This window comes from Chryseobacterium sp. FH1 (genome assembly GCF_000735135.1).
In the GTDB taxonomy this organism is placed as follows: domain Bacteria; phylum Bacteroidota; class Bacteroidia; order Flavobacteriales; family Weeksellaceae; genus Epilithonimonas.
The window spans coordinates 460,373-486,322 of the sequence record NZ_JPLZ01000006.1 but is presented as its reverse complement, the minus strand read 5'-3'; the positions used below and the strand labels follow the sequence as shown (position 1 = coordinate 486,322).

Here is a 25,950-nt window from a genome sequence, read left to right as displayed (position 1 = left end):
GAAAATATAAAGACGTAAATTTAGCCGGATAAAACGACTCCATCTTACTTAGATAATGACAAATAAAAATTACGCTATTTTCAGACGCAACTATGAAGATCATATTTCTAAGAAATTAGAAGTTGGCAAAGAAGAATTTTACAGTAACTATTACGAGACCAAACAACCTTTTGGCTTAGCCATTTTTGGATTTCTAATGCTTGTGTTTGCTCTTTATATCATTTTCAAAACCTATATACTTTACGGAATTTCATTAATTATTGTAGGTTGTTTTTTCATTTATGGTGGACTTAAAAAAAATAAATTGGTTTTTAGGGTTTCTAAAAATGGTATATGGACCGCGGAATTCGGATTTATTTACTTTCGACATATTGAGCGTTTTGAATTTTATCGGTACTTAGGAAAGCACAGTTCAGAACGACTGAAAATTCATTTGAAGAATTATAAGATCTATAAAATGGAAATGCCTTTTTTAGAACAGGCAATATCTCATATTGACAATTATGGAAATCTGAGAAATACACTCGACAATGCCTTAATGACTGCAAATAAGAGAAACGAAAATAAAATCTGCCATTAATACGAATTTGTGGTGCAACTTAAAATTGCAATGGTAATTTTAAGTTGAGAATGCGATTATAAAGTATAAAAAATATGAAAATTCTTGAAAAATATGGAATTTTAGAAGCGGGAAAAGACTTCGTGTGGTTTGACTGCGAAAGTTTTGAAGAAGGTGAAACTTACACTGAATTAATTAGAAATTTATCATCCATTAGCAAAACTAAATTCTCGCCTCAAAACCTAATTATCGAGAACGAAGGGTGGACTGAAAATAGAGAGCATTATATTGTTGAAATAAATTTTACACTGAACAATGAAAATTATCAAATCAAACTTTTGTGCGAAGAATGGTTCGATTATGACTTAATCATTGAACTCAACAAAATAATTGTAAAAGAAAAAATTAAGGAACAATTTTATCCTATTAAGACCGTTGACCAATCGTTGATCATTGTTTTTGGCGACACACTTCTTAAAGAATATCTTTCAATAGAAAATGTTTTAGAAGATAGTGATAAACTGATACTAAAGAAGCCACTAAACTTTAATTCATTAAAATTGTCTGACGTTTAAAAATGGAAAAATACAGATCATCATTAAAACGAACAGCAATACATAAGAAATTGTGGTTCAGTAAGCTTTCAGAAGTACAAAGTTTACATCGGTTTTTCAATTGATTTTCTTGAATTGTATGATATTAAAACTTCCAACTGACAAGGAGTTCCACAGCATTCGAAAATTTTAGCAACCAAAATAAACTCACCTGTAATTTAAGACCTCAACTGCAGTAACACCAGCCTGATTCTTATCTTCATTATTTTTAAAAGTTAATTTAATTGCCCTGTTTGAGGAAACTTGTATAAATACAGGTAGAGGTTGTGCCGTAACACCTATGAGCGGTTTTTCATTTTTAATGCTACCAAAATAGTCTGTAAAATCTGCAACGACCAAAGAATCGGTAATCGTCTCAGGAATCAATATAATAATTTCCGAGCCCATCTTAAGGTATTCTTCTTTATCCTTATGATACTGTATGATTATGCTTTGCCCATTATCTTCTTTCGTTGGGTCGTACATCACCACTGGTAATTTATTAAAAAATCTTTTATTTAAAGACCGAATACCAGCCTCAGTGAATTTTGCTTCAGGGAGTTTAGATACAGAATCTACATAAGTCAGGAATAATTTGTTTTGATCAGTTTCTACTTCCTTAACTTTATGAATAATAGAGTCCTTCTTATTACTTCGAGAATTTTCTTCCTTACAGCCTAGAAAACTGTTCAGCATAAAAGCAGATAGAATAAAATAAATGCTACTGGATTTAAAAATAAAAGATGAGTTTCTCATTTGAAATTAATATTAGAATTAGACTGAGTCCACCATTTTTAATCTTGTAGAATTTGAAGGTTCGAAAGTATTTAATTTGTATGTTTATGATCTCCAACTTATTCATAAGTTTCTACCTTTTTAGAAAGTTATGCTTTGATCATTTCTATCACTACATCGTGCAAATGTGTTTCGGAATCAACAAGTCGACTTTCAGGTTTAGATGCTTCAGCCAATAATTTATCAAACCGTTGTTCCAAATTTTCAGCGAGCACAAACATATCTTCTTCATCTCTTCCAAAGTTAATGACCTGGCCTTTTGTTCCATTGATATCAGGATCAAGATCAATTCCGATGTAATTGCCACCGGAATCTGAAAAAACGGGCAACCATTTGTAATGAAAATATTTTTTCTGAATTGCATTTTCCGGCGTTGAGGTAAATGGAATTTGATTGTCAAAGTCGTATGAAGAACGTTCAACCTCATACAGGCCATTTGAGTAAACAGTAAATTCTAATTCATCCCATTGGTTACCATTCCTTTCCATTTCCTGCAAGTTTTCCACGATTTTAAGAACCTTTCTGAGATCATCGATGTCGATATCCAAAATTCCCCTGTCATTGTCGGTTGTATTCTCTTTTGAATAAAGGTAAGGACCTCCACTACTCTGGGGTGAACAGCTAAACTTCATTTTATGCCACGATTTTTGCAGACCGAAGAGCTTATTTTTTGGTGCATAACCTACATAAAAATCGATGATTTCTTTTATTAACGGCTCAGATTGTTTAGGATCTGGTACTTCTGCAGTCTCTGGTTTAAGTGATTTCCTGCTCAACTGCAAGTGCCTGATGATTTCTGCAGAATTACAGAAACTATGTCCAAAAAACACACCGTTTCCTGCATCATCTTGTCCATTTGCAAATCCGTATAATTCCAGTATTTCGGACGGTAATTTATCTTCTATTAATCTTTCAATTTTTTCAATGTCAATACTAGGAATCGGAGGATTTAAGATTCCTGAAGGTTCGTCATCATAACTATTTTGAAGGCTTATGATGTTTTGAAATTTTTTCGTGATGCTCATCTATTCGTTTGATTTGCTAAAATACCGGGTAACGAATTCTTATTTCGGTATTTCTACACCCATTTCCCTTAAATATTTATCATAATTACAATTTTCTTTTCCGATGTTGATGATTCCATTCTGACTGTCCCAATAGCAAGTTTTTGAAAGATTTTTGCTGTTCAGGATGATGAGTCTGTTATAATCCGGTGCGAAGAAAACATACTTGTTTTCATTTTTTACGTTCCAATATTCCCCATTGTCTGTATTCGGGTTTTTCGTACTCTTACCATACATTTTTGTTAACAATTGCTTTACTGCATTTTGATTTTTTTTACCTTTAATTTCGGCCCTGAAGCCAAAAATCTCGTTCGAAAAATTTTGCTTTTTTAAGATTTGAAGATTATTCTCCAGTTGTTTTTTAGTTTTAAAATATATACCATCAAAACGTCCTCCCCCATTTTTTATCACACTGTCATTATTGACTTTTGCCGATAAAAGAAAATATACTCTATCCGCAGGGACGGTGGAGAATACAAATTTCGTGCTGTCAGTATCTTCCGCCAAAATTGCAAAAGGATATTCTACACTGTTTGTCCCGATGCTCTTTAAACTTGTTTCACTTAGCAGATTTTCCACGGGTTCATTCAATTTTAGTTTAGCTAAATCTGTTTGCTTAACTTTACTACAATAAGTTAAAAGTGGTAAAACCAGTATTAAAAAGAATTGTTTTATTTTCATTTATATTAAGTTTTTTTAATTTTACATAATGGATCCAATATATAATGAATACTACGTACATGGGAAAAATAAAAATTTCATTAAGAAACTTTGGATTTTAAACAACCCTGAGAATCATCCTCCCATATTACAAAAGGGGGTTCCCCCTAACGGTTGTTTTACTATTGCTATCATTCAGGGAAATGGATTAAGTATCAAACATAAAAATCAGATAAATTATCTATCAGAAGGGATTTATTTTTGCGGTCAGATTACCGAGACTATAAATATAGATATTTTATCCGGCACAAAGGCCACAATGCTTCAGCTTTTCCCTTGGACACCTTCATTTTTTGGTATTTCAGATGCTTACTTATATACTGACACCATTCGCTTGGCCAATGACATAGGCATTTTGAAGGATTTAAATCTAAATATAATGATGGGATTAAGTAATAAGATGATATGCCAATACATGGCAAAAGCTTTCGTCGGCCTATTTCATAATAATGTCAACACATCTCTAATTACTGAAAGTACCCATATGATCTTGGCTCGTCAAGGAAAACTAACTGTATCTTCTGTTGCATTATCATTGAAAATTTCTGAGCGCCATCTGCAAAAATTGTTTAAAAATTTCATCGGTATAAGCCCAAAGCTTTTTATTAACATCATAAAATTAAGGGAGGCACTGGATGATATCGTATACCCAGATACACCTACGACATTTACTCAACTGGCTTTATCAACTGGCTATTATGACCAGCCTCACTTCAACAATGCTTTTTCTTCTATTGTAGGAACAACGCCAAAAAATTTCAATGAAAAGGCATTTTTTCTTACAATAAAAAAATAATAACGTGTTCGCTTTTTTCCAATGTTAATATTACACATAATAGTAAATTCGTCAGATCAAAATTGATATACGATGAATCTAGTAATCTCATTTCCAAACCCCAGCATCTTCTTAAAAAGAATAAAAGCCGATTGTATGAAAACCCATGTAGTAAGGGAAATTATATCCTTGTGCATAATGATCTTTGGGTCTTATTGCATTAAAGCCCAAAAAATAGAAGCAAATACTGGCAAAGCTACATTTGGAGATTGGGGAATTGAAACCCGGTTCATTAGCAAGTCCATTGCACCCGGCAATGATTTTTATAGCTATGTAAATGAAGGTTGGCTAAAATCATCATCAATTCCAACTGGCGTTTCGGGATTCAACAGCTACAGTGAAGCTAGAGATAAGATAAATCAAAGGATCAATGAGATGATTCGTGAAGGAGCTAAATCTGGTCATTCTACAAATCAATCTTTGGAACAGATCAGCTCGGTTTACCTGGGGTATTTAGACACAGATAATATGGATAAGCTTGGGATAAATCCTATTGAGAATGATATTAAAAACATTCTCGCTATTCATAGTTACGAAGAGGTTGCAAAATGGATGGCCGACCCAAAGTCTTTCTCGATCATCACTATCCATACCGCACCAGATCTTAACGACAGAAGTAAATTTCTGGTCTCATTAAATGAGAGTGGCATCGGCCTACCCTCGCCTGAATATTATACAAAGAATGATATTATTAACATCAAACATCGGGAAGCTTACAAAGAGTATATCATTCGCACATTTGATTTAGCGGGCATAAAAAATGCTGACCTGCGTGCTGATGGCATTATGAATCTTGAAACAAAACTCGCGATGTTACAGTGGACACCTGCTCAGATGCGTGACAGCAAAATAAATTCGCATGTGATGAATCTCGCAGATCTGGAATCTTATGCGCCTGGTTTTCCTTGGAAGGTTTTCCTAGAGGAAAGGAATGTCGCCGATGTGAATCAGGTAATCTTGCAGGCAGATTCGGCGATCAAGGCAAAAGCCCAATTATTTGCCGAAACAACGATAGACGTATGGTCATCATATCTTGCATTTCATTGGATTGTCAACCACTCCACCATTTTATCAAAAGATTTCCGTCAAAACCATTTTGATTTTTACGGAACCAGACTAAGCGGTATCTCAAAAGATCTTCCAAGAGAGCAAAAATCAATTCAATACGTGAACAATCGTTTGGGACAGCTGGTTGGAAAACTTTATGTTGAAAAGTATTTCCCCGAATCGTCCCTCAAAAGCATCAAGGATCTTGTAGGATATGTGCGACGAGCATTTTTGGACAGACTTGAAAAACTGGATTGGCTGGATGATCAAAGCAGGAAAGAAGCCATAGAGAAACTGAATGCGGTAACGGTAAGAATTGGATATCCGGACGTTTGGCGCAACTATTCATCTCTCAAATTCGATGCAAAAAATCCGGTTGCAAATGAACAGTTGATCGCAAAGGCAAATTGGGATTATGAAAGATCACTTCTTGATAAAAAATTCACCAGTAAGGAATGGTATCAGATGCCCCAGACTGTTGATGCCACAAGCAGTAAATTATACAATTCGATAGAATTCCCAGCTGGTATTCTGCAACCAATATTCTTTGATCCTAATGCGGATCCAGCGGTTAATTTTGGTGCTATTGGTGCTATTATCGGACATGAGTTAGGTCACTGTTTCGACGATCAGGGATCTCAATTTGATGGCAATGGCGTGATGCGGGATTGGTGGACCCAGGAGACAAGAAAACAATTTGAATTGCGAACTCAGCTTCTTATTGAGCAGTACAACAGCTTTTCGCCGTTAGAGGGAGTTCATTTAAATGGAAAACAAACACTGGGAGAAAATATCGGTGACTTGACAGGTGTTGTGGTGGCTCTCCAAGCTTACCATATCTATCTTCAAAATCATCCAAAAGAAAGAAAAAGCCTGAATGGCTATACGCCCGATCAAAGATACTTTTTGTCTTTCGCGCAAGTAAACAGAAGCCTTTATACTCCAGAAGCATACCGGCAAAGTGTTGAAAAAGGCTACCACGCTCCTCCCCAATATCGTGTAAATGGCGTAGTGAGAAATGTTGATGCCTGGTATAAAGCTTTTAATATCAATAAAAATGACAAACTTTATCTTAAACCGGAAAACAGAGTACGGCTGTGGTAATTATTGTGAATTCGGTTTTTTTAGTAGCATCAAATTTTGTTCGTAAGTTTTATTTGCATCTAATCCAGAAAACTCAAATTTTTCCCTTTTGACATCAATGTTCATAGGGTTTATTAGGTCTGATTTTCTTTTATAAAAATGCTTGCTTTCCCAATAAGATTTATTGCATCGGTCTGCAATACAATTTTGAAGTTCTTCAGGGTCCAGACCCTAGCCAATCGATTCATTTCTGTAACGATGGCCAAGCCAAAGTCTGTGAAAGTTTGTTTAAATCTATATCAAGCGTATTGCTTATTCTGTGATATAGTTTGCGATCAAAGCTTTTTCCATCAAATTGGTCAGTCCGTAATTTTTAATTGGATTTTAGATTTTCTATTTTTATCCGTTTAGCAATATCAAGCAGGATTCTAACAAATACATAGTTTCTTCTGTCGATCCTATAGGCAAAATGTCGCCTTATATCTAACCGTTTTTGTTCTTCATTTTAAAAGAATTCGATATCAATTAAGATATTATCAATACTAGAGATTGTATCTCTTAAATTTAAGATCGAACATCGTTTCAGCAAAATTATTTTGCAGAAATTGATCTGCCTGCTTCCAGATTACATCTTCCAGATCGTCGCCCTCCTCTATAATTCCAGTGCCTACATCTTCTGAGATTTCCCCTTGAGAATAGATACATTTCCTATCAAGATTTCCATCAGTATATTTTTCAAAATAATATGTATCTGAAATGTCTGAAACTATAAATTGGATGATCTCACCATCAAAGTTGGAAATGTCGTATAGTGAACCAAATGCTGTAAATATCAAAGTTCCAGATTCGGTCTGTAAAACATCGATCGCATCATCTTCCCGAAGACCGCTGGAGGCATCTTCAAAATCTACTTCCTCCACAAAGCTAATCTTGCTCCCAACAATATCTTCGATGGATGCCCGGTCAGTTTCACCTTTTATAATAAGACCTGCTATGTTATATCCCATATTTCTAGTTATATAAACGTTAATTTTAAAATGAATTTCCTTATGAAAACTTATCAAACAAGATTATAGCTGAACCGAGCAAAATCATTATTGTTTCAATTCGATCTTGTTATTATCTTTTTTCATTTTTTCTTTGATCTGCTCTTCCTGATTTCTAATATTGGATTTTTGACCATCTTTTGTAACCATAATTGCACCTCCCATCTGTGCTTGCCTAAGACCCTTTGTAGGATCATTTTCGTAATCCGATAACAATTTATTGTATTGTTTTGCATTGATTGAAATTTCATTCGCTCCAAAAATATCTTGAGGAATTGAACTGATATTTTTTACACCTATTAATGAGAAACGGTGAGATTGAGTCTTATCTTCTAATTTAACGATAAGGCCAGGAAGTCCGTGAAATTTGTAAGGTCCGTCCTGAATAGGAATATCAGTCGTAAACCAAGCATACCAATGTCTTCCGGCAAATTCAGTTTCTGCTTTTTGTGTTGTCCATTCTCCAATTTTAAGTTTTTCAGAAGTGATCTTCCATACAATGGGTCTCTCCTCCAGAACATTATATTGATCTCTCAATATTCTATTTTGTAAGAACACTTGATATTTTGGGTATTTTTTAGAAACTGTATATCGTACCAGGCCTCTGCGATTATTTGACTTAACATTGGACAACCCTGTTGTTGCCATCTGTTTTTCAATATCGATTTTCATCAGAGAATCAGAGTTATAGACTGTATAACTATAAAATTTAGATCCAGATTCTGAGACGTCCAAATTCATTATTTCATTTTTTATATCAGATGCATTAGTCGAATCGGGGATGAATTGATAATCATAACTAAAACGCTTGTTTTGTGCATTGGAAAATAAGCCGAGCATAACTAAAGTGAAGGAGAATAATAATTTCATAGTATTTTTAAATAATTTTAATTTCTTAGTTTAGGAGATTCCAGTTCAAAATATTCTATTACATAATGATGTTAGTGATAGATAATGTTATATAAAATATCAAATACATTAATCAATCATACTCTACATTTTGTAATAAATTGTAAATATAGTTAGGTACAGTAGGACGTAATTGTAAAAATGGAATGTGTAAGGAAAAAATATGTTTTTTATGAAACATACTTGTGAAAATATTCTGTTTTAACGAATTATAAAATTAAGATTCGTCATAACTGTCTAATTTTCGTAATGACTGTTGAAATTTCTAATAGACGATCAGAAATTTCAACAGATAAATTGTTAATATTTTCTGTGAAATCAACAATGGATTATATACAAAATCCTAGTGGCAACTAGGATTTTGATTGATCTATTATAATGGTAAAATTCGCTGATTCTGTCGCAACTAATTTTTAATCATTGAACAGATTTTAAACATTAAAGTTAGAATTATCTACTTTAGATCGTTTTAAGATATAATTCCTGCAATTCTGTGGCGTTAAAGCTTTTTGAAGGTAAATTCTGTACCAATTCCCCCTGTTTCATTATTCCAATATTTGTAGCGACACTGACGGCATTAAAAATATCGTGCGTCGCCATAAAGACCGTTCTGCCTTCTTTCCCAAACTGGCGCACAATTTCGGTAAATTCTGCCGTGGCAATAGGATCCAATCCACTTGTCGGCTCATCAAGCAATAGCACTTTCGCATCTTTAGCCAAAGCAATAGCAATGCCTACTTTTTGTCGCATTCCCTTGGAATATCCTCCTAGCTTTTTGTGATGCGCAGTTTCCTGAAGTCCTGTACGCTTTAAAAAAGCTGACAATTCATCTTTTGAATAATTAAATCCCGCAATTTTTGAAAAGAAATCCAGATTTTCCATTCCGTTCAGATTGGGATACAACAATACAGTTTCGGGGATATAGGCCAAGTGTTTTTTAATCTCCTGAGGATGATCCTTTACAGAGATATTATTGATGAAAGCATCTCCCGAGGTCGCCTTGATGAGACCTAAAAGGATATTGATCGTCGTACTTTTTCCCGCTCCGTTCTGTCCCAAAAGAGCATAGATTTCGCCCTTGCGCACTTCCAGATCAAGTGATTGCAGGGCCGTGAAGTCATTATATTTCTTATGTAAATTAATTGTTTTTAGCATAGTTTTCTAAATTTTTGTTGTGAAAGGATAATCATTAAAATGATGCTAATAAGATAAGGTAGAAAGATCTTTACAAAATTGATGTTTTCAGCGTTTTTAAAAGATTTCACGGTCTGCAATTCCCAATTAATGGCATCTGCATTTTTACCCGAGAATATAAGCGGATAAAATAGCAAACGTTTATCTTCGTGAAATTTTTGTAATGCTGTACCATACCGCAGCTGATTATCCATACCACTTTCAGCCAATTGACTTTCCGTAAGCTGGGTATGGATGTTCGGAAGAAAGTATCCTAAAAGTTCTGCAGCACTATTTCTTTTATTCATTTTTTCCTTATACTGTTTTGATGATAATGATGCTTCCATATCGCCCATATGCTGCATCGCATAATACCAGATCCAGGTAAACTCATCATTTTCCTTCACCTTAAACTGTTTGAATTGTGGATAGGCGTTAAAAAACTTCTTCATTGTAGGTAATTTTGCCTCATCCCATTTGTTGTGATAACCTTCTCTCTGCTGCATCACGGCTTTTAAAGATTCTTGAACCGGATACAGTTTTTGTATGATCATATTGCTGCTCATCGGAATAATAAAATTCATCAAAACCCAAATAATCAGTAGAACCAATGCATTATAAGCAGACGATCTTCTAAAAGAAATGATCCATCTGCACAGTAAAAACCAAAATAAAATATACAGCCAACCTGAAAAAATGAAGACGAAAAATGGTAGATCTAACGGAATTGATATCCAAACAGTTGCAATTAAAATTAATATCAGATAAACAAAACTAATCGCTAAAAATCGAATTAATAATTTGGAATCTATAAGTTTACCTAAGTGACTACTTTGCACAGAAAGTAATTTCCACCTGCCACTCTCCTCTTCTTCCGAAATCAAATTGTAACAAAACGCAACAATAATGAGCGGAAATAGAAAAACCAATACAAAACTGAAATCAAAATTACCGACTGCAGCGTTTGCAGGATTATACAGATCTGAATTGTAGCGTTGCTCTTCCAAGTTCCGTATTGTGACGCCTTGTATTGAAGGGTTCAAATCACGCATTCCGATATTCAATGTTGCTAGTTTTGGAGTTTCGTTAATGAGATTGAATTTTATATAATACAAGATGAGGCCTAGATCTTCTTGATGGTATTTTACATTTTTCTCAATACTTTCTTTCTGAAACTGTTTACTATTCGCAATGATATCCTGATTCCTTTCCAGAAACATCTTTCCGGTGTAGATTGCCATACAACCAGCTAGCAATAAGAAAACCAAGGCAATGATATATGCCTGGTTACGATAGAATTGTTTATATAAATAATTTTTCATTTAAATTAATTTTAGGTTTCTACTCGACATTTCAATCATAAAAACACATACCACCAACCAAAACAAAAGAGCAGCAACAGGCATCCATTGTTCCTGAATACTTTTGGAAAATGATGTATATTGATAGTTGAAATCAGGAATTTTTTTCCAGTTCTCAGCTTCTATAATAGCTGGCGGCCCACCTTTTTCCGGTTTTATATTGCTTAATTTTTCAATTTGAAGATCGTTGAGTTTTTGCGCCATTTTATAACGGAATTCTTCTGCCTGTTTTTGAAATTCAGTGTAAGAATAATAATCAGTTCCTGAAGCGATCATCGAGAAGTTTCTAATGGCGATCACGGGATCAATAAAAGCAGTAACATCTGAAAACCTCTGTTGGTGATAATACTTTTCACCCAATTCTTTTTGATGTTTGAGATAAATTTGAGAACTGATCTTCTCGCCTTCTTTCATCACAAAACCACTGTAGTTGAACGGAAGTTCGTTTGTTGAAACCACTCTATAATGGGCTAGAAGTGAATCTTTGATTTTTTTAAAATGAGGGTCATCTGGATTATGACTGTCTCCAGCTTTCAGAATATCTTTTTCCAAAATGGTTTCAAATGCAATTCTGGAAGGTGTAGGATAAATATTTTGCGCCACGAACTGAATTCCCTTCGGTAAAAAAATCACCAATACCAACCAGCTACCAATCAAACTTACTAATGCGGACGATGCTGTTTTGCTGTTTGCAGAAATAAAGACAGTAAAGCAGCTAATAAAAAAATAATAGATCATATATGCGGGAAGGATCGATAGTACACGCAGAGCGATATCACACCATGAACTAGCTTCTGACATCACCGCAGCAATGAAAACAAAAGGCAAAACAGGCAATATGAACAGTAATGAAAACTGCCACAAGCCTAATACTTTCCCCCATGTGATTTGCCTATTCGAGGCACCCTGAGTACTTAAAATTTTTAGGATACCATCTTCCCTGTCCTTGGCAACCAATCCAAAGCCTAAAAATAAAATGATAAGCGGAATCAGACACTGAAGAATAAAGGCACTGCTAAAAACTCCAAATCTCACCAAAATCCCTGAACTTCCTGCTTCCGACAGGTTTGCAGAGTTTTGTTTATGCGCTTCAAGAAAAATGACATTTCCCAAATAATCATCCAATCCGTTATCAAAAATACTCAACGGATGTCCTATTCTGAATACCAAGTATCCATAGTGCGCCATTCTGTGAGGGTTTTTTGCAGGTCTATGTTCCCACTGTTCTCTTACTTCTTGTCGATATTTTCCGATTTGAGAACTCGTGTCTATGTATTTTGTAAAACCAACACCGATGCTCAAGAAGCAAAAGAGGAGCACGGTGGCGATAATTAGCAAGTTTTGTCTTCCCTTTATCAAATCCTGCCGTGTTTTTCTGATGATAAGTTGTAAAGTGGATATGGCCATCGTTTAAAATTTATAAGTAGCTGTTAGTAGATAGTTTCGTTGTGCTCCAGGAAATAATCTCAAATAATTCTGAGCACCGATCCAGTATGATGTATTGGTTATATTATTGACATTCGCTGCGAACTGAACTTTATATTTGAAAGGCGTGTAATATAATGCGGTGTCCAATGTCGTATAAGCAGGAAGCTCAAAACTTCTCGTAAACCAGGGAACTTTTGAACTTTGATAAAGCATTCCTAAACCAACTCCGAAATTTTTTAATGTCTCGATATTTGAAAAATTATACCGTGTCCAGAGATTAACCGAGTTTTTGGATGTATTTTCTTTTCGTTTTCCATTGAGGCCAGAATTGGCATCATTCATAATTTTTGCATCTATATAACTGTAGCCACCGTAAATATGCCATTGCGGAAGAATATATCCTGTAAATTCAGTTTCAAAACCGCGGCTTCGGTCGGCACCCCGCTGTATCAATTCATCGGGTTCTGCTGGATTATTGGCATTGATCAATATATTCTTTTGGTTAATTTCATACACCGCCATATTCATAGAGACCTTTCCAAATAATTGTGTTTTGATTCCAAATTCTTTAAGATCAGAAGTTAGAGGTTTAAACCTCGCCGCTGAATTATTGCCGGTAAAGCTTCCAGTATTAGGCATTAAAGTTACTGTATTCGACTGTGGCTGATAGCCTGTAAGATAAGTTCCGTAAAGATTGATATCTTTAGCAATACTGTAGGTAATACCTAATCTGTAGAGTAATTTTGAATTACCGAATGACATTTCATCAGATTTTTTAAAGTTGGTAACGTCACGAAACCATTCCTGACGAATCCCAGATAATACTTTCAATTTTTTCCAAATAAGAAGATGCTGAATATACAATGCGTGAGTGGTTGTAAGTGCCGTAGGCAAATTAGTCATTATATTCATTGTATAAAGATCCGTATCCTGATAGTTCTCTGTGCCGGGGGTCAGATCAAAAGGAGAGACATTTGGTTTAGGCAATAGAATTCCATTATAATAAATTGTTTGGTAATTGTTTGCCTGTGCAGGATCATACGAAGAAGCGACTGAGCCGTCTTTCAACAGAAAACCTCTCGCCGCATTTTGTTGCCCGCCAACATGCTTTTCCCAAATCTGGGTATCATAACCAATTAAAGTCTGATGGTCGATCTGTCCTGTTTTAAAATTAAAATTGAAGTAAGCATTCACGTTATCAACCTCCCATCTTTGCTTTCTTTGGATAAACTGCATCATTGCCAGACTTGAGATCTGATTATTATTAATGTCAGGAACAAAGGCATTAGTTGTGCGGTGTTCCTGGAGATCTTCTCGCCAAAACTGTTTCATGTAAGAAGCATTGAAACTAATATTCTTGTTGAAATGATGTGCAAAAGACCCCATAATGATCAGTTCCTTTGTTTTAAAATAGTCTTCGGGCGCTCCCATATTTAAGCTTTTTGGCGTGCTGTTGAGATCTGTTTTTCCTGCAACAGCTCCGAAAATGGGTTGACCACGATCTAAATTCCCGTTAAGGTCATTGTAGATCAATTCGACATTGACAGACGTTTTTTCGTTCGGAATATAAGTGATTGAAGGAGAGATGAGAAGGCCACTGTTATTGACATGATCCCTAAATGACTTTGCATTTTGATAAGCACCGTTGAAGCGGTACAACAATCTTTTACTTTTATTCAAAGGACCCGTTAGATCTGTTGTGACACGGTAAGTTTCAAAACTTCCCCCTGAAAAGCTGACTTCGTGACGGGGCATGAGCAATGGCTTTTTGGTTACCATATTAATAGTACCTCCGGGATCGACGCTTGACATTGTAATACTTGCAGGACCTTTGAAAACTTCGACCCTTTCTATATTTGCAGTCATTGGCTGAAGGAAATAGAATTGCCTTGTCCGCAATCCATTGATAATTTGCCCTTCTTCATTCTGACTGATACCACGGATGTTGTATTGATTATAATAACTCGATGGCGAAACTCCACTTACATTTTTCATCACATCACCAAGCTGAAAGGCCTGTCGGTCATTCATCAGTTCTTTTGTAACGGTATTTAAAGTTAGCGGTAGATCTTTATTCTTCATTGCTATCTTGGTGGCAACAAAAGAATAATCAGAAACGTAATTTTGAGATCTTCGTCCTATAATCTCTACGGTTTGTATTGTTGAAGATGCCGAATCTATTTCGGTTTGCTGTGCGTTGAAGACGGTTGATGAGAAAATAAAACTTATCAAGTAAAGCTTTATCTTTTTGTCAGAAATAAAGTTAATTATTCCTAAATCATTAAAATTGTTATACATAAAAAAAGGATGAGAATGCCACTTTGAGATGCCATCTATTAATAAAAGAAATTCTGCTTTTGGGATATTACGCAAAAGTCCATAGATATTGTCTTACAGATCAGGAAGATCTGTATTGGCTGTAGTCAATATATAAGTATTGTGCTACAGAATCAAGACAAAGATGGTGGAGCTCTGGAGCTGAAATAGTCAAGTAAGCAACGATAAGTAATCGATTTGCTATGAGGTATCTGATGATCAACTGAAGTATCAATCGGAAATTCGATGGCTAAAGGTTCCTGCAAGAGAATGTGGTTCATCTGCATATGAAGTGCGCACTGGCATTCATCATCCTGAGAAATAGACGTTTCTTTCTCAGTTTTTGAATTTTTCGCTTTTGAAGAGATACTTTTGCTGTGTTGAGCGTGGTCTATGCATATACCCAAGCCACTGACATTATAAACAAATATCAAAAGTGAGAAAAAGACAAAAAAGTTTCTGAGAGACCTTTTCATAAACTATGAACAAAAATACAAATATATTTTTATTTATTAAATCATCAGATAAATTCTTCTATACAAATTGTACTTACATAATTTGTTTCTTAATGATAGCAAGGTACCCTACTTGTTCTTAAAAACCAAAAGAAACTATTTGAAAAATCCCAATGGTAAGGTAACAAATTACACATTTAATTATCACCCTATTTTGATTGTTCATAATGAGATTAAGAATCGTCTGACAACAAGAAAAAATTTGGAAAAAATCATCTTTAGAATTAAAAAAAATATCCATAAATCCAATAAAATCAATGTTCTGATTTTATGAAATGTTCCATATTTCTGACTTTTCATTATCATTCTTTATTTTTTATTGCAAGCCAATGGTATGTTTCTGTCTGAGATCGTCTCGGATTATTTATTTTTTCACTTATTTGCTGATTCAAACCATTAGAATCTATGGTTCTTTTTTTAGTATTGTCTTCTAACTGCAATTGAATGATCGTATTTATTTCCGTTATATGGTTTTTATCGTTTATGGGAAAACCCACTTCAATTCTTCGGTCTAAATTTCTACTTAGCATATCGGCAGAAGACAGGTAGATTTTTTCTTTTCCGGCATTGGCAAATCTGTAAATTCTTGCATGCTCCAAAAACATATCAACAATCCGATATATTTTTATATTTTCCGATATATTTTTGATTCCCGGCAATAAAGTGCAAATTCCACGCACCAAAAGAGTAACTTCTACGCCTGCCCGACTTGCTTCAATTAGTTTACTGATGATAATTTCTTCATCGATACCATTTACTTTTAACAACACCGAAGCCTCTTGACCAGCTTTTTTATTAGCAATCTCAGTATCTATTAATGCTATCAATTTTTGCTTCATATTAAAGCCTGCAACCAAAATATTTTTTATTTCTGCTCCTTTTTCTTTGGTCTTTAAAAAGGCAAATACCTTTTTTATGTCGGCGGTGTATTTTTCCTGAGAAGTGAAAAAACCAAAATCAGAATAAGTATTAGCGGTAGTTTCGTTGAAATTGCCTGTGGATAAATAACTGTAAAATTTATATTTGCCACTATCACTTTTCATTGTAATCAGTGCAATTTTTGCGTGCACTTTTAAATTAGGCATACTGTGAATGATTTTAATGCCTGCTTTCTTCATTTCCTGAGACCAAAATAAATTATTGTACTCATCGAATCTGGCTTTGACCTCTACAAAGACTGTCACTTTTTTCCCGTTTTTTGCAGCACTTATCAAAGCATTGGCAATCAGCGATTGTGATGAAATCCGGTATAGTGTGATTTTTATTTCTGTAACATTTTTATGAATTGCCGCCTGGTTAAAAAACTGTAAAACATAATGATAGGATTGATATGGAAAATGTATCAATTGATTTTGCTTGTCTATAATTTCAAAAAACGAACTGTTATTTTCAAAAGGAAGGTGTTTTAGTGCCGGGTAGTTTTGTCCTTGAAGTTTCGGTTTCATCGGATTTGGAAATTTGAACAAATCAAAAAGATTATGATGGCTTCCGCCTTCAATCATCTCATTATCCTTTAATTTAAATGCTTTTTTACACACCAAAACAGTCTCGGAATCCATATTGAAATCATACAGAAAGCGTGTGGACAGACCTGACTTTCTTTCCTCAATTTTTGCTTGTATCTGTGCTATTAAATCTCCGGAAGTTTCATCAGAAATTTTATAGTTCTCATCTCGATTTAATTTAATTTCATAGCAGGAAACAACATTTTCTAATGGAAATATGAACGATAGGCATCTCCTGATAATCGTATCAATAGAAATGATATAATTTGACTCACCAATATTTTGTAATTGCTTGTAACGGTCAAGTTTATCTGATGGAATATTGAGGTAGGCATAGTTGAAATGACCGGTCTTATCCTGAAGTTTCACCAGCAAGTACAGCCCTCGATTATTTAAAAAATAAGGTTTTTGATTCTGCTCTGAAATATTAACTACCTGAATGTAGGAAAGAATGATACTTTTAAAATAGTATTCAATTTCGTGTAAATGTTCTTTTTTAATGTTTTGATCTTCATAGAGAATAATCTTATGGTATGCCAATTCCGGCACTATATTATCTTTCCATATTGCTCCAAATGTATTTTGCTGGCGTTTCACTTCGATAAGAATTTGTTTTAGTAACCCATTCTTCTTTTTTGAATTGGCAATTAACAGCTTATTGATTTTCACTCTGAAAAACTCATCTAAATTAGAGGAATGTATTGCCAAAAACTTGATACGTTCATACAAGGCATTATTTTTATCATTGGCTTCCTCCAAAATGCAACTATTGAAAGAAAGCCACGAAATTTCCGAAGGAATGTTACTGTTTCGCATCGTTTATTTTTTTAAAGATTTTAAGCTCATCTGGTATAAATACCCACCTGTCTTTTTTACCCTTTCGTCAGCAATAAGTAACGTATCATTATTTTTGAAGCAAACCGCTTCTTTTTGCGAAAAATGGTTTAGTTCCAATTCGCTCATTTTTCCAGCATAAATATTGTCCGGAGCATAATTTTCAAAAAGCCAAATTTTGGAGTGTGACAATAGCACAAATTTGGAACCATCAGGACTAATCGCTGCACTGGTAATCGCACAGTTTTGATAGTCGTTACACGTTGTAATAGTTTTTACAAGCTCAGCGCGGTGGTGTCCGGGAGTATTGGGTATCTTGTATATGTAGCTCGTCCCGTCAAAATCTTTACTCCTGTTTTTTGTAAATAAATAAAAATGATTATTGTATTCCAAAAAAGCCTCCACATCATATTTCAGATTTTTCTTTGTTGGCGGAAAATCAGTTTGTTCCGGATAATCAAAAGAAATTTTATAAGCAACATCTGCTTTTTCGCCTTGAAGATTGGATTTGTCTATCTTATAAATGGCTAAATCTTTTCTCACATTGTCGTTGTTACCAAAATCTCCGATATATAAGTTCCCTTTGGTATCAAAGGTTACATCTTCCCAGTCAGTATTTTCAGTATTATTAACAATAATTTGATTAGTGATGGTTCCTGATGTATCAAAAACAACTACCTGATTTTCGTTGCCACTATCTTCAATACTATAAATCAAATTATTAGAATGGGCTATACCCGAAATTTCTTTCAATTCCTTTGGCAGTTCAGCTATTTGCTGAATGACACTGGTTTTATTTTTATCACACGAGAAAATTAAAATAAGAACTGTTATTAATACTATTTTTTTCATATAATTTTTTTTTAAAACTGGAAGCCTAATGCAAAGGATACTCTAACACCGTCAATCGAATTAAATACGCCAAGGTTTCCCGTTATGATTTCTGCTCCATTAACGAATAAACCGCCTCCGTAGGAATTATTCCATTTAGTGGAATTATCGTCTTTTACCCAAATTCGTCCATAATCAAAACCTCCGTAAATTCCTAATTTTAAAGGAAGAATAGCAGTCGTGAAGCTGTTGAAGGTATATCTGATGTCGGTATTGTGAAATAGCGAGTGTTGTCCTGCAAAACGTTGGTTTCTAAAACCTCTAAGTCCATCATTTCCACCAATTGACGCTGCCTGATAGAACTCATAGTTGCTGTTGAAAACAATGTGACTTTTAATTAAGGTTGCCAAGACTAATTTTCCTGAAGGAATAAGCTTATGATTAAAGCTGACTTCCGGAATCATATAAACGAAATTCCTTTTTTTGTCTTCCAAATTAGATATAAATCCAACTTCTAAAGCCGTTTTAATTCCGATTGTAGGAAAAGCTTTATTATCATAATTCTCAAATTCATATTTTGAATTAACACCCGCAAATTGATTGTTTCCAAAAATGGTTTGTGGTGTTGCCGTAGTGTTTCCGATAAATCTATTCTTCGTATTTTCTACTTCTATAGATTTGTATGATAGTCCAAATGATAAGTTACCTCCTCCATTTCCTTTCCAGACCAATGAAGGTGAAAAACCAAATTCTTTTACCTTCACACGGTTGTAGTCCATTCCAAAAATGTCATCGTCATTTTTAGTTTCATTTCCATACCCGAAAAAGTTTTGGCTAAAGTTGGGACTATGGAAATTGGATTCTAACAACAGGTTAAACCTTCCCATTATATTAGCAAATTCTCCTCTGTAATTTAATTCATAACCATTGGTTGCAAAATAATATGCCCCATTTAATTGATGTCGTGCCGTAAAAGGATTTCTTTCGAAACCGTTTAGGGTATAGACATTCTGTAATCCGATTTTTAACCCATCATCCGGATTGGCTCCAATTGTTGGAATAATTTGGTTGGTATTTGTTTTTAGTTTCTTGTAATCATACGTATTTACCTCATAATCATCTCTCAACTTTACTTTCGCATTATCTACGACCTCAATTGTATTGTTTTTGGTTTTATAGTCGTAGATAAATATGTTTTTACCATTTTGAACGGTAAATTTATCATTGTTTTGTCCACCAATAAGACGAATTTTTATTTTTTTGCTAATACCGGAAACTTCAAAATTATCTTTGTCATCAAGTCCATAAACCCAGAGTTCCTTGGTCAGTTTTGGGTCATACACTTTATGGATATATAATTCATTGCTATCATTTTTTTTACGGAATAATGAGACCGTTATATTTCCGTTTTCGCTGGATTCAATTTTAATAATATCATCTTTGTTAGTTGCAGTAATCACTCCGTATTTATTGATTACTTTAAAGTATCTGTCAGAAATCTGCTGAAGATTATTCATCCTTGCTTTAAGGGTTTTTTTGATGAATGTCACGTTTTCATCATTTATCTCTTTCGGTAAGTCCCGAAAGGCACTTTCTATTACTTTCTCTGTCAGGTTATTTTGTATCAACCGTACCTGCTCATCCCAGACTGCTTTGTCTGACGTTTTTATAAACGCCACATCCAGTGGATAAGGTTCTACATTAAAACCTTTAACATCTTTCAGATCATTACTGTATTTCCGCAATAATTTTGCAGCTGGGATCAGTTTTACAGCACTTCCTAAAATGAACCCGTCAGACATTTTAGAAAATGCCTGGTCTCTGTCTCTGGGCAGAGGTTTGAAAACTGTTTTACCATTTTTCTTAAACTCCAGCCAGCGCCACTGGTCGTAGTGTCTGTCCCAATCATTAATCAACATATCAAACAATCTCGCCTTGATGTAAGCTGGCTCGTCCATTGTTTTGCTTTCATCGGAATGCAGTTCTTCTATGAGCTCATTTGTACTGATTATCTTTCCTGTGAAATCGGGGTCTTTAATCTCAAAATTACCATCAGAAGCCTGTTCTTCCATCATATATAGTTCATCACCAAACTCATCATTAAAGTGGTCTAAAGCTTTCTGTTTTGGGATGTAATAGAGCTTTGAATTTAGATGATACAGTCCAATTGCATCAGAAAGCGGGTTGACCACCAAAGCTGCATAAGGAAACGAGCCCGTAAAAACATCCATAATCAGCGCTTCGGTAGCAGTTTCTTTAAACTTACCCACTACATACTGGTCTTTAAAAAAGGCAGATTGTATGTATTGACCAGCGTCCTTTCTCATTGCTCTTATAACATACTGCTTTCCTTCTTTATTTTTTAAACGCAATGTTCTTGACTGGTTTCCACCGCCTTTTCTAATTGGGGTCAAGCCTCCAAACAGAGTATCCAGGCGCACCGTTTTTGCCGTTATAGGAATACCGTAGCTTTCTCTGTACCTCTTTCCCCACAAGAAATTATAATATTTGGATTTAGTAATAGCTTTTTTATCATATATCGCACTCTTTATTTCAGAAGGAAAATCAGTATCGAATGTACTGTTTTGTTTTTTAATATCTGGGGGCAATACATTTGACTGGTACAACACTTTGTTGTCATTACTATTTATGAAACGTACAAATGAAGAACCGTCATCAAAAACATCTACAATGGCATATCCGTTCACACCATACGAAAATTTACCGCCGTTAGAATTTCGGGTAGGTGATGTTTTGGAACCCGAGCCACTTATGACTTGGTGTAAGTTGTCTTCAACAATATACTGTAAACTATTTTCGTGCCCGGAAACAAAAATTACTTTATCGTTTTGTTGCGCTGCAGCAACAAGATTCTTTTTTAATTCGTTATACTTTTCATTTTGCATATCGGCATTGGAGATACCGCTCGTTTCCCTGATCAAATTTTTAAAACTTCCTAAGACAGGAAAAGGTTTCAAATGGCTTTTAAAGGAATATTGTCCACCGTGTGGACCATTGCTGAACATCGGATGGTGAATGGCAACTAAGGTGGTTTTACCTCTAGATTTCTTTACTTCACTTCTGAATTCATCTAGAAAATCAGTTCTTGTTTTGATTTCGCAATTTTCATTTATCGTTGGTTCTTTGTTCCAATTGGCTATATACCATTGCGAATCGACAATAATCAGTACAATATCATCACTGATGTCTATAGTTTCTATCGCACAACCGTTTTTTGGTAAAAATGATTTTTTCCCTAACTGTTTTTCTACAAATTCCTGCTGTCTTTTCAGTCCCTTAACACCGTCATTATACCAATCGTGATTTCCCGGAATAAAAATAGTTTTTCCTTTGGACACACTCGCAAGGTCAATTTGGTTTTGCATTTTTTTTTCGGCATCAGTTCGCTTTGTATCAGTCGTGTCTGGCATTCCGGCTGGATAGATATTGTCTCCCAAAAAAAGTAATGTGCTATTTTTCTCTCTATCTTTTAAAGCACTTTCTAAAAAATTTGAATGGTTGATGGTATTCTCAACCTGTCCATTACCGGCATCTCCTATCAGGAAAAAAGTATGTACTACTCTTTTGTCTTCCGGATACACTTCTTTTTCTGCATCCGCAATGTATTGTGGTTGATATGTAGCACAGGATTGCAGTAAACATAGCAATAAAAAAAGAGTAGTTAAATTATTTTTCATTAGTATATTTATTATTATCGGAATGTAAAAGCAATGAGAAAAGCCAGAACGGAAGTAATAATCCCGAACATAAAAATAGTGTAGGTAGTTCTTAATAACCGGTATTTTTTTTCTAAAACGATTCCAAGATGATACAAATCCTTAATCATAGAATTATAAATGTATGCCCTATCCTTCATCAGTTCATTCATCGCCCAGTTATAATCTAAATAGGGCATTTTATAAAAATTACCAAAAAACAAAAGATTCACTTCTTTTTGGTCCACTTCTTCTCTTGTAAAACTACCTTTTGTGACGCTGGGTCTAGTGGCCAGAATAGCAAATGTTATGGAGGTTACACTCGATATAATTAAAATTAATGTGGGGATGATTAAGTGTGCATTAGCTGGATTGTCTAATTTGGGAATAATTGTAGAAAGTGAAACCGAAATGATTATGGCATTCACTGATAATAATATATTCGCTTTGTTGTCGACAAAACGACTCAAATTATTATGATTACTCAAGGTTGTTTTAAACATTGTATCAATACCTCTTTCAGCCTTTTCCTGTTTTAAATCTTTCTTTTTTTTCTTTATGATATCATCTTCTGTCAAAAATGATTTTTCTAAGTTTTCATCTTTAGGTATATTATCTGTCATAATATTAGAGGTTTAGAAGTTTGTCTTCAATCAATTTGAGGTTTTTTTCTTTTAATATCTGCCAATCATTTTGAGCAAATTTTGTGTAGTATTGATGTTTTTTAAGAAATTCAATATTCATCGTGAACCAATCTTCATTGCAATACTTTTTATTAATTGAATTTTCCCATTCTTGTCTTAATTTTTCCAATGTATCCGGATATTGATAATCAGCCAAATGGGCGTAATCCGCATCTTTCATTATTTTTTCTAACTGGTTTTTTGGGACGTGGTCAAATGTGGTTGACAATATAAGAGCACTAATTTTTTTCTGGATATTATCAGAAATATTTCTATCCTGAAGAAAATCCAAAGCAATTTTAATACTTCTTTTTTCGTGGTCGGCAGTCCCCTCAATATACCCGGCATCGTGAAACCAAGCCGACAGAATGAGTATACTGGTCTTTTCAGGGTCTATCTTTTCGGCATAACAAATTGTTTCAACAGCTCTGACCACGTTTCTTGTATGCTCTAAATTGTGATAGGAATATTTTGAATCAAGTCTTTCCTTTAAGAGTGATGTGATGAATTCTTTTGCTTCTATCAACAAACTATTATCATCGTGTTTTACTTTTACCCTAATTGCTTTTAAGCCAGAAACACCCTGCAGGTCTTCAACCTCTAATTTTTCTATTTCGTTTTCTAATAGGTTTTTGTGCTGTAAATATCTAATATATTTTAGGTATTCTCTTTCTTCTGTAAAATTGGAATAGACTATTGTTATTTTTTCTTTTTCAGTAATTCGTTCAGTAGAATTTTTCACAAACGCCTTGTCAATCCTTTTCTTAACTACCTCATATCTTGCATTATATGAACCATCTACATCAAAACGTTTTTCATCCATTCTGAAACGTATAGAAATAGGAGCACTAAAAGCCAATATAAGAGAAGTAACATCAAGTGTATAGGGCAATGTGGTCTTAAGATGATGATGTTCCAATTCCATTTCGCAAAGTGTTTCCAGTTGCCATAACCGGAGATTATGGAAATATATTGGGTCATACCTTATCTTGGGATTTATTGAAGCGCCGATGTATAAATTATGCTCTACACCATCTGTCTTGAAGCGTTCATAATAGTGAGGGAAAATTTTCTGAGCCTCCAGTTGTTTTTTATCAAGAATTGCGGAAAGCTTTTTATTGATGCTCATTATTGTATCATCAAAATCTTTCCGGGTCTGATAGAACATTCCTGTTTTTTTGTCCAGTTTATTCAAATACGCCTTTATCAGGTCTTCAGTTTTTTGATTGACAGTAGCACTTTTTAAGAATGGATGAATTTCGGTTTCAATATAGTGATGGATGGTTTGTTCCGAATTGTTTCTTAGTGGCATATCCAATTCCAGTAGAAAATGATGCAGTTCAAACTTCTTTTGCTCAATAAGTCCAATTTTAATATCAAAATTTAATGCTTCAATGATTACAATAATCTCATTGATTTGCTCTTTTAAATCATTTACAATAGCACTGTTCCTATTCTCGGACGAGCTTTTGATGTCTACCTGTCCATATAACGGATGTACATTCTTAAAAACAATTTCCTTGAATGTATGTTCTTTAACTGTGATGTCTGAATGGAAATAATTTTTTGCTTCTTTTTTAAATTTCCAATATACACTTGGATGTATTGCTGTATACTCCTTCTGAATGATTGCTTCCAGCTGGTTGACCATATCGGTATTGCTTTTTTCAACTGTATCAGCTATGTAGGGCAATATCAATTCTAATTTAGTAGCATTGACAGAGTTGATTTCTCTAATCTTAGAGGTCGCTAATTGTATCAAACCCACCAGCTTATTATTTTTGATGACGGGTGCTAATAAAAAGGATTTTATACCTTGGTTCAACAGATGTGTCCCTAACCTATAATTCTCTTCGGTTTTAAGATAATCTAAGACATTCGGAATTATAAAAGGTTTTTCATTTTCCATCAAACGCTCAAAGGAACATCCACAGAGGGCATTTTTACAGTCTGCATCCTTTGAATCCAAGAGTATAAAGGTTTTGGTTTTGCTTTCGTTAAATGGTGGTGCTACAAATATCGAGTCTTCTTCGTCATAGAAAGTTACTGCTAACTGTAAATCTGGAACCTTAAACACTGACCTAAAAATAGATTCGAAACTATCGTTGAGTTTTGACTTTTCAGTATCTGTTTTCAACAAGTTTGATTTCAAATTTGAAACGGCATTTTCAACAGTTATATCCACCAATGAAATAATGGCAAATCCTTTAAGAAACCAGGAATTGGGAGGAAATGCTTTTTTCCATAATGCTATATCGTCATAATTATCAATTAATTCTTCAATCTCTGTCTGAGTTAAAAGCTTTATATCTTCGGTGGGGAATATTTCTAAAAACTCAGCATTATACAATATTTTATAATGTTTAATATTACCATTTTTGTCTGGAATATCATAGAGCAATAGTTTCCCAAAATCAATATTTTGAGCATAATGAGCATTTAATATCAGCGTGCAGTTCATTACGTAAAATTGATGTGCACTCATACTGCTGATACTCATATCAAAAGATGCTTCTACATCACCTAAAATATTTTTGAATCGTTCTGTATAATTAAAAGTTATGTCATAGAAAGGTAATGCCACGGCCTTTATCTCGTTATATGTCAAAGCAGGAGGAAACAAATCGGCTAACAAAGATTTTATCAGTTCCTCGTTATCGTCAATGGTCTCAAGATTTTCAATACCGGTTATAAACTCTGGCTTATCTTTTATCTGATGTAATAGACTTTTTGCGTGGTGAGATTTGTAGCCAATATGTGATGACGCTGTCTTTTCCAGCCCTTCTATTAGTTTGTGGAAAGAAATCAAGATTTTGAAAGGACTTATGTATTTATAATTTTCAATCATAGCAATAAATTTTAAAAAATCTCTTTTTTGATAAAGTCCTTACAATTACAAAACTAATTCCCCCACATCGTATTTCCTTGTTTGCAGTA

General features: G+C 34.3%; 19 protein-coding genes. 4 read left to right on the top strand and 15 right to left on the bottom strand.

Annotated features, from left to right (window positions below):
* Positions 1 to 55: 55 nt before the first annotated feature.
* On the top strand, positions 56 to 580 hold the full coding sequence (locus IO90_RS09210; protein WP_034965863.1) for a hypothetical protein: 525 nt from the start codon (positions 56 to 58) through the stop codon (positions 578 to 580).
* Positions 581 to 654: 74 nt separating this feature from the next.
* Positions 655 to 1,134: a hypothetical protein gene (locus tag IO90_RS09205; protein ID WP_034965862.1), complete on the top strand. Its 480-nt coding sequence runs from the start codon at positions 655 to 657 to the stop codon at positions 1,132 to 1,134.
* A 186-nt stretch (positions 1,135 to 1,320) separates the two neighbouring features.
* On the opposite strand, the gene IO90_RS09200 is transcribed toward IO90_RS09205, so the two are convergent.
* The 3 genes from IO90_RS09200 to IO90_RS09190 all read right to left on the bottom strand — a co-directional run bounded on the left by IO90_RS09200 (position 1,321) and on the right by IO90_RS09190 (position 3,692).
* Entirely contained in the window at positions 1,321 to 1,908 is a 588-nt protein-coding gene (locus tag IO90_RS09200) for a hypothetical protein (RefSeq protein WP_131450844.1), read from the bottom strand.
* A gap of 128 nt (positions 1,909 to 2,036) precedes the next feature.
* Positions 2,037 to 2,972: an SMI1/KNR4 family protein gene (locus IO90_RS18345; RefSeq protein ID WP_051878474.1), complete on the bottom strand. Its 936-nt coding sequence runs from the start codon at positions 2,970 to 2,972 to the stop codon at positions 2,037 to 2,039.
* 39 nt (positions 2,973 to 3,011) lie between these two features.
* Positions 3,012 to 3,692: a hypothetical protein gene (locus IO90_RS09190; protein ID WP_131450843.1), complete on the bottom strand. Its 681-nt coding sequence runs from the start codon at positions 3,690 to 3,692 to the stop codon at positions 3,012 to 3,014.
* A gap of 28 nt (positions 3,693 to 3,720) precedes the next feature.
* Here IO90_RS09190 and IO90_RS09185 point away from each other — a divergent pair, with 28 nt between their 5' ends.
* Both IO90_RS09185 and IO90_RS09180 read left to right on the top strand, forming a co-directional pair.
* Positions 3,721 to 4,527 carry a helix-turn-helix transcriptional regulator gene (locus IO90_RS09185; RefSeq protein WP_034965860.1) on the top strand — a complete coding sequence of 269 codons (807 nt, stop codon included), beginning with the start codon at positions 3,721 to 3,723 and terminating at the stop codon, positions 4,525 to 4,527.
* 135 nt (positions 4,528 to 4,662) lie between these two features.
* Positions 4,663 to 6,717: a M13 family metallopeptidase gene (locus IO90_RS09180; protein WP_165570266.1), complete on the top strand. Its 2,055-nt coding sequence runs from the start codon at positions 4,663 to 4,665 to the stop codon at positions 6,715 to 6,717.
* 521 nt (positions 6,718 to 7,238) lie between these two features.
* Here the strand turns inward: IO90_RS09180 and IO90_RS09175 are convergent.
* From IO90_RS09175 to IO90_RS19175, 12 genes are all read right to left on the bottom strand, one after another.
* Entirely contained in the window at positions 7,239 to 7,703 is a 465-nt protein-coding gene (locus tag IO90_RS09175) for a hypothetical protein (protein WP_034965859.1), read from the bottom strand.
* Positions 7,704 to 7,790: 87 nt separating this feature from the next.
* Complete coding sequence (locus IO90_RS09170) at positions 7,791 to 8,612, bottom strand: GLPGLI family protein (protein ID WP_034965857.1); 822 nt, start codon at positions 8,610 to 8,612, stop codon at positions 7,791 to 7,793.
* Positions 8,613 to 9,110: 498 nt separating this feature from the next.
* Positions 9,111 to 9,806: an ABC transporter ATP-binding protein gene (locus IO90_RS09165; RefSeq protein ID WP_034965856.1), complete on the bottom strand. Its 696-nt coding sequence runs from the start codon at positions 9,804 to 9,806 to the stop codon at positions 9,111 to 9,113.
* Positions 9,800 to 11,146 (bottom strand): DUF3526 domain-containing protein, encoded by a 1,347-nt coding sequence (locus IO90_RS09160; protein ID WP_034965855.1) that lies wholly within the window; start codon positions 11,144 to 11,146, stop codon positions 9,800 to 9,802. The genes IO90_RS09165 and IO90_RS09160 overlap by 7 nt, the downstream gene beginning before the upstream one ends.
* Complete coding sequence (locus IO90_RS09155; protein WP_034965854.1) at positions 11,147 to 12,592, bottom strand: ABC transporter permease; 1,446 nt, start codon at positions 12,590 to 12,592, stop codon at positions 11,147 to 11,149.
* A 3-nt stretch (positions 12,593 to 12,595) separates the two neighbouring features.
* Positions 12,596 to 14,911, bottom strand: a complete 2,316-nt coding sequence (locus tag IO90_RS09150; RefSeq protein ID WP_034965853.1) for a TonB-dependent siderophore receptor — start codon at positions 14,909 to 14,911, stop codon at positions 12,596 to 12,598.
* 152 nt (positions 14,912 to 15,063) lie between these two features.
* Entirely contained in the window at positions 15,064 to 15,405 is a 342-nt protein-coding gene (locus IO90_RS09145) for a hypothetical protein (RefSeq protein ID WP_034965852.1), read from the bottom strand.
* A gap of 341 nt (positions 15,406 to 15,746) precedes the next feature.
* Positions 15,747 to 17,765: a polyphosphate kinase 1 gene (ppk1, locus tag IO90_RS09135; RefSeq protein WP_034965850.1), complete on the bottom strand. Its 2,019-nt coding sequence runs from the start codon at positions 17,763 to 17,765 to the stop codon at positions 15,747 to 15,749.
* Between the two features lie 3 nt (positions 17,766 to 17,768).
* Positions 17,769 to 18,635, bottom strand: a complete 867-nt coding sequence (locus IO90_RS09130; protein ID WP_034965849.1) for a hypothetical protein — start codon at positions 18,633 to 18,635, stop codon at positions 17,769 to 17,771.
* 11 nt (positions 18,636 to 18,646) lie between these two features.
* Positions 18,647 to 22,312: a metallophosphoesterase gene (locus IO90_RS09125; RefSeq protein ID WP_034965848.1), complete on the bottom strand. Its 3,666-nt coding sequence runs from the start codon at positions 22,310 to 22,312 to the stop codon at positions 18,647 to 18,649.
* 14 nt (positions 22,313 to 22,326) lie between these two features.
* Positions 22,327 to 22,953, bottom strand: coding sequence for a Pycsar system effector family protein (locus IO90_RS19180; protein WP_165570250.1), 627 nt, complete (start codon positions 22,951 to 22,953; stop codon positions 22,327 to 22,329).
* Between the two features lie 4 nt (positions 22,954 to 22,957).
* Positions 22,958 to 25,861 carry an HD domain-containing protein gene (locus tag IO90_RS19175; protein ID WP_316931173.1) on the bottom strand — a complete coding sequence of 968 codons (2,904 nt, stop codon included), beginning with the start codon at positions 25,859 to 25,861 and terminating at the stop codon, positions 22,958 to 22,960.
* Positions 25,862 to 25,950 lie beyond the last annotated feature (89 nt).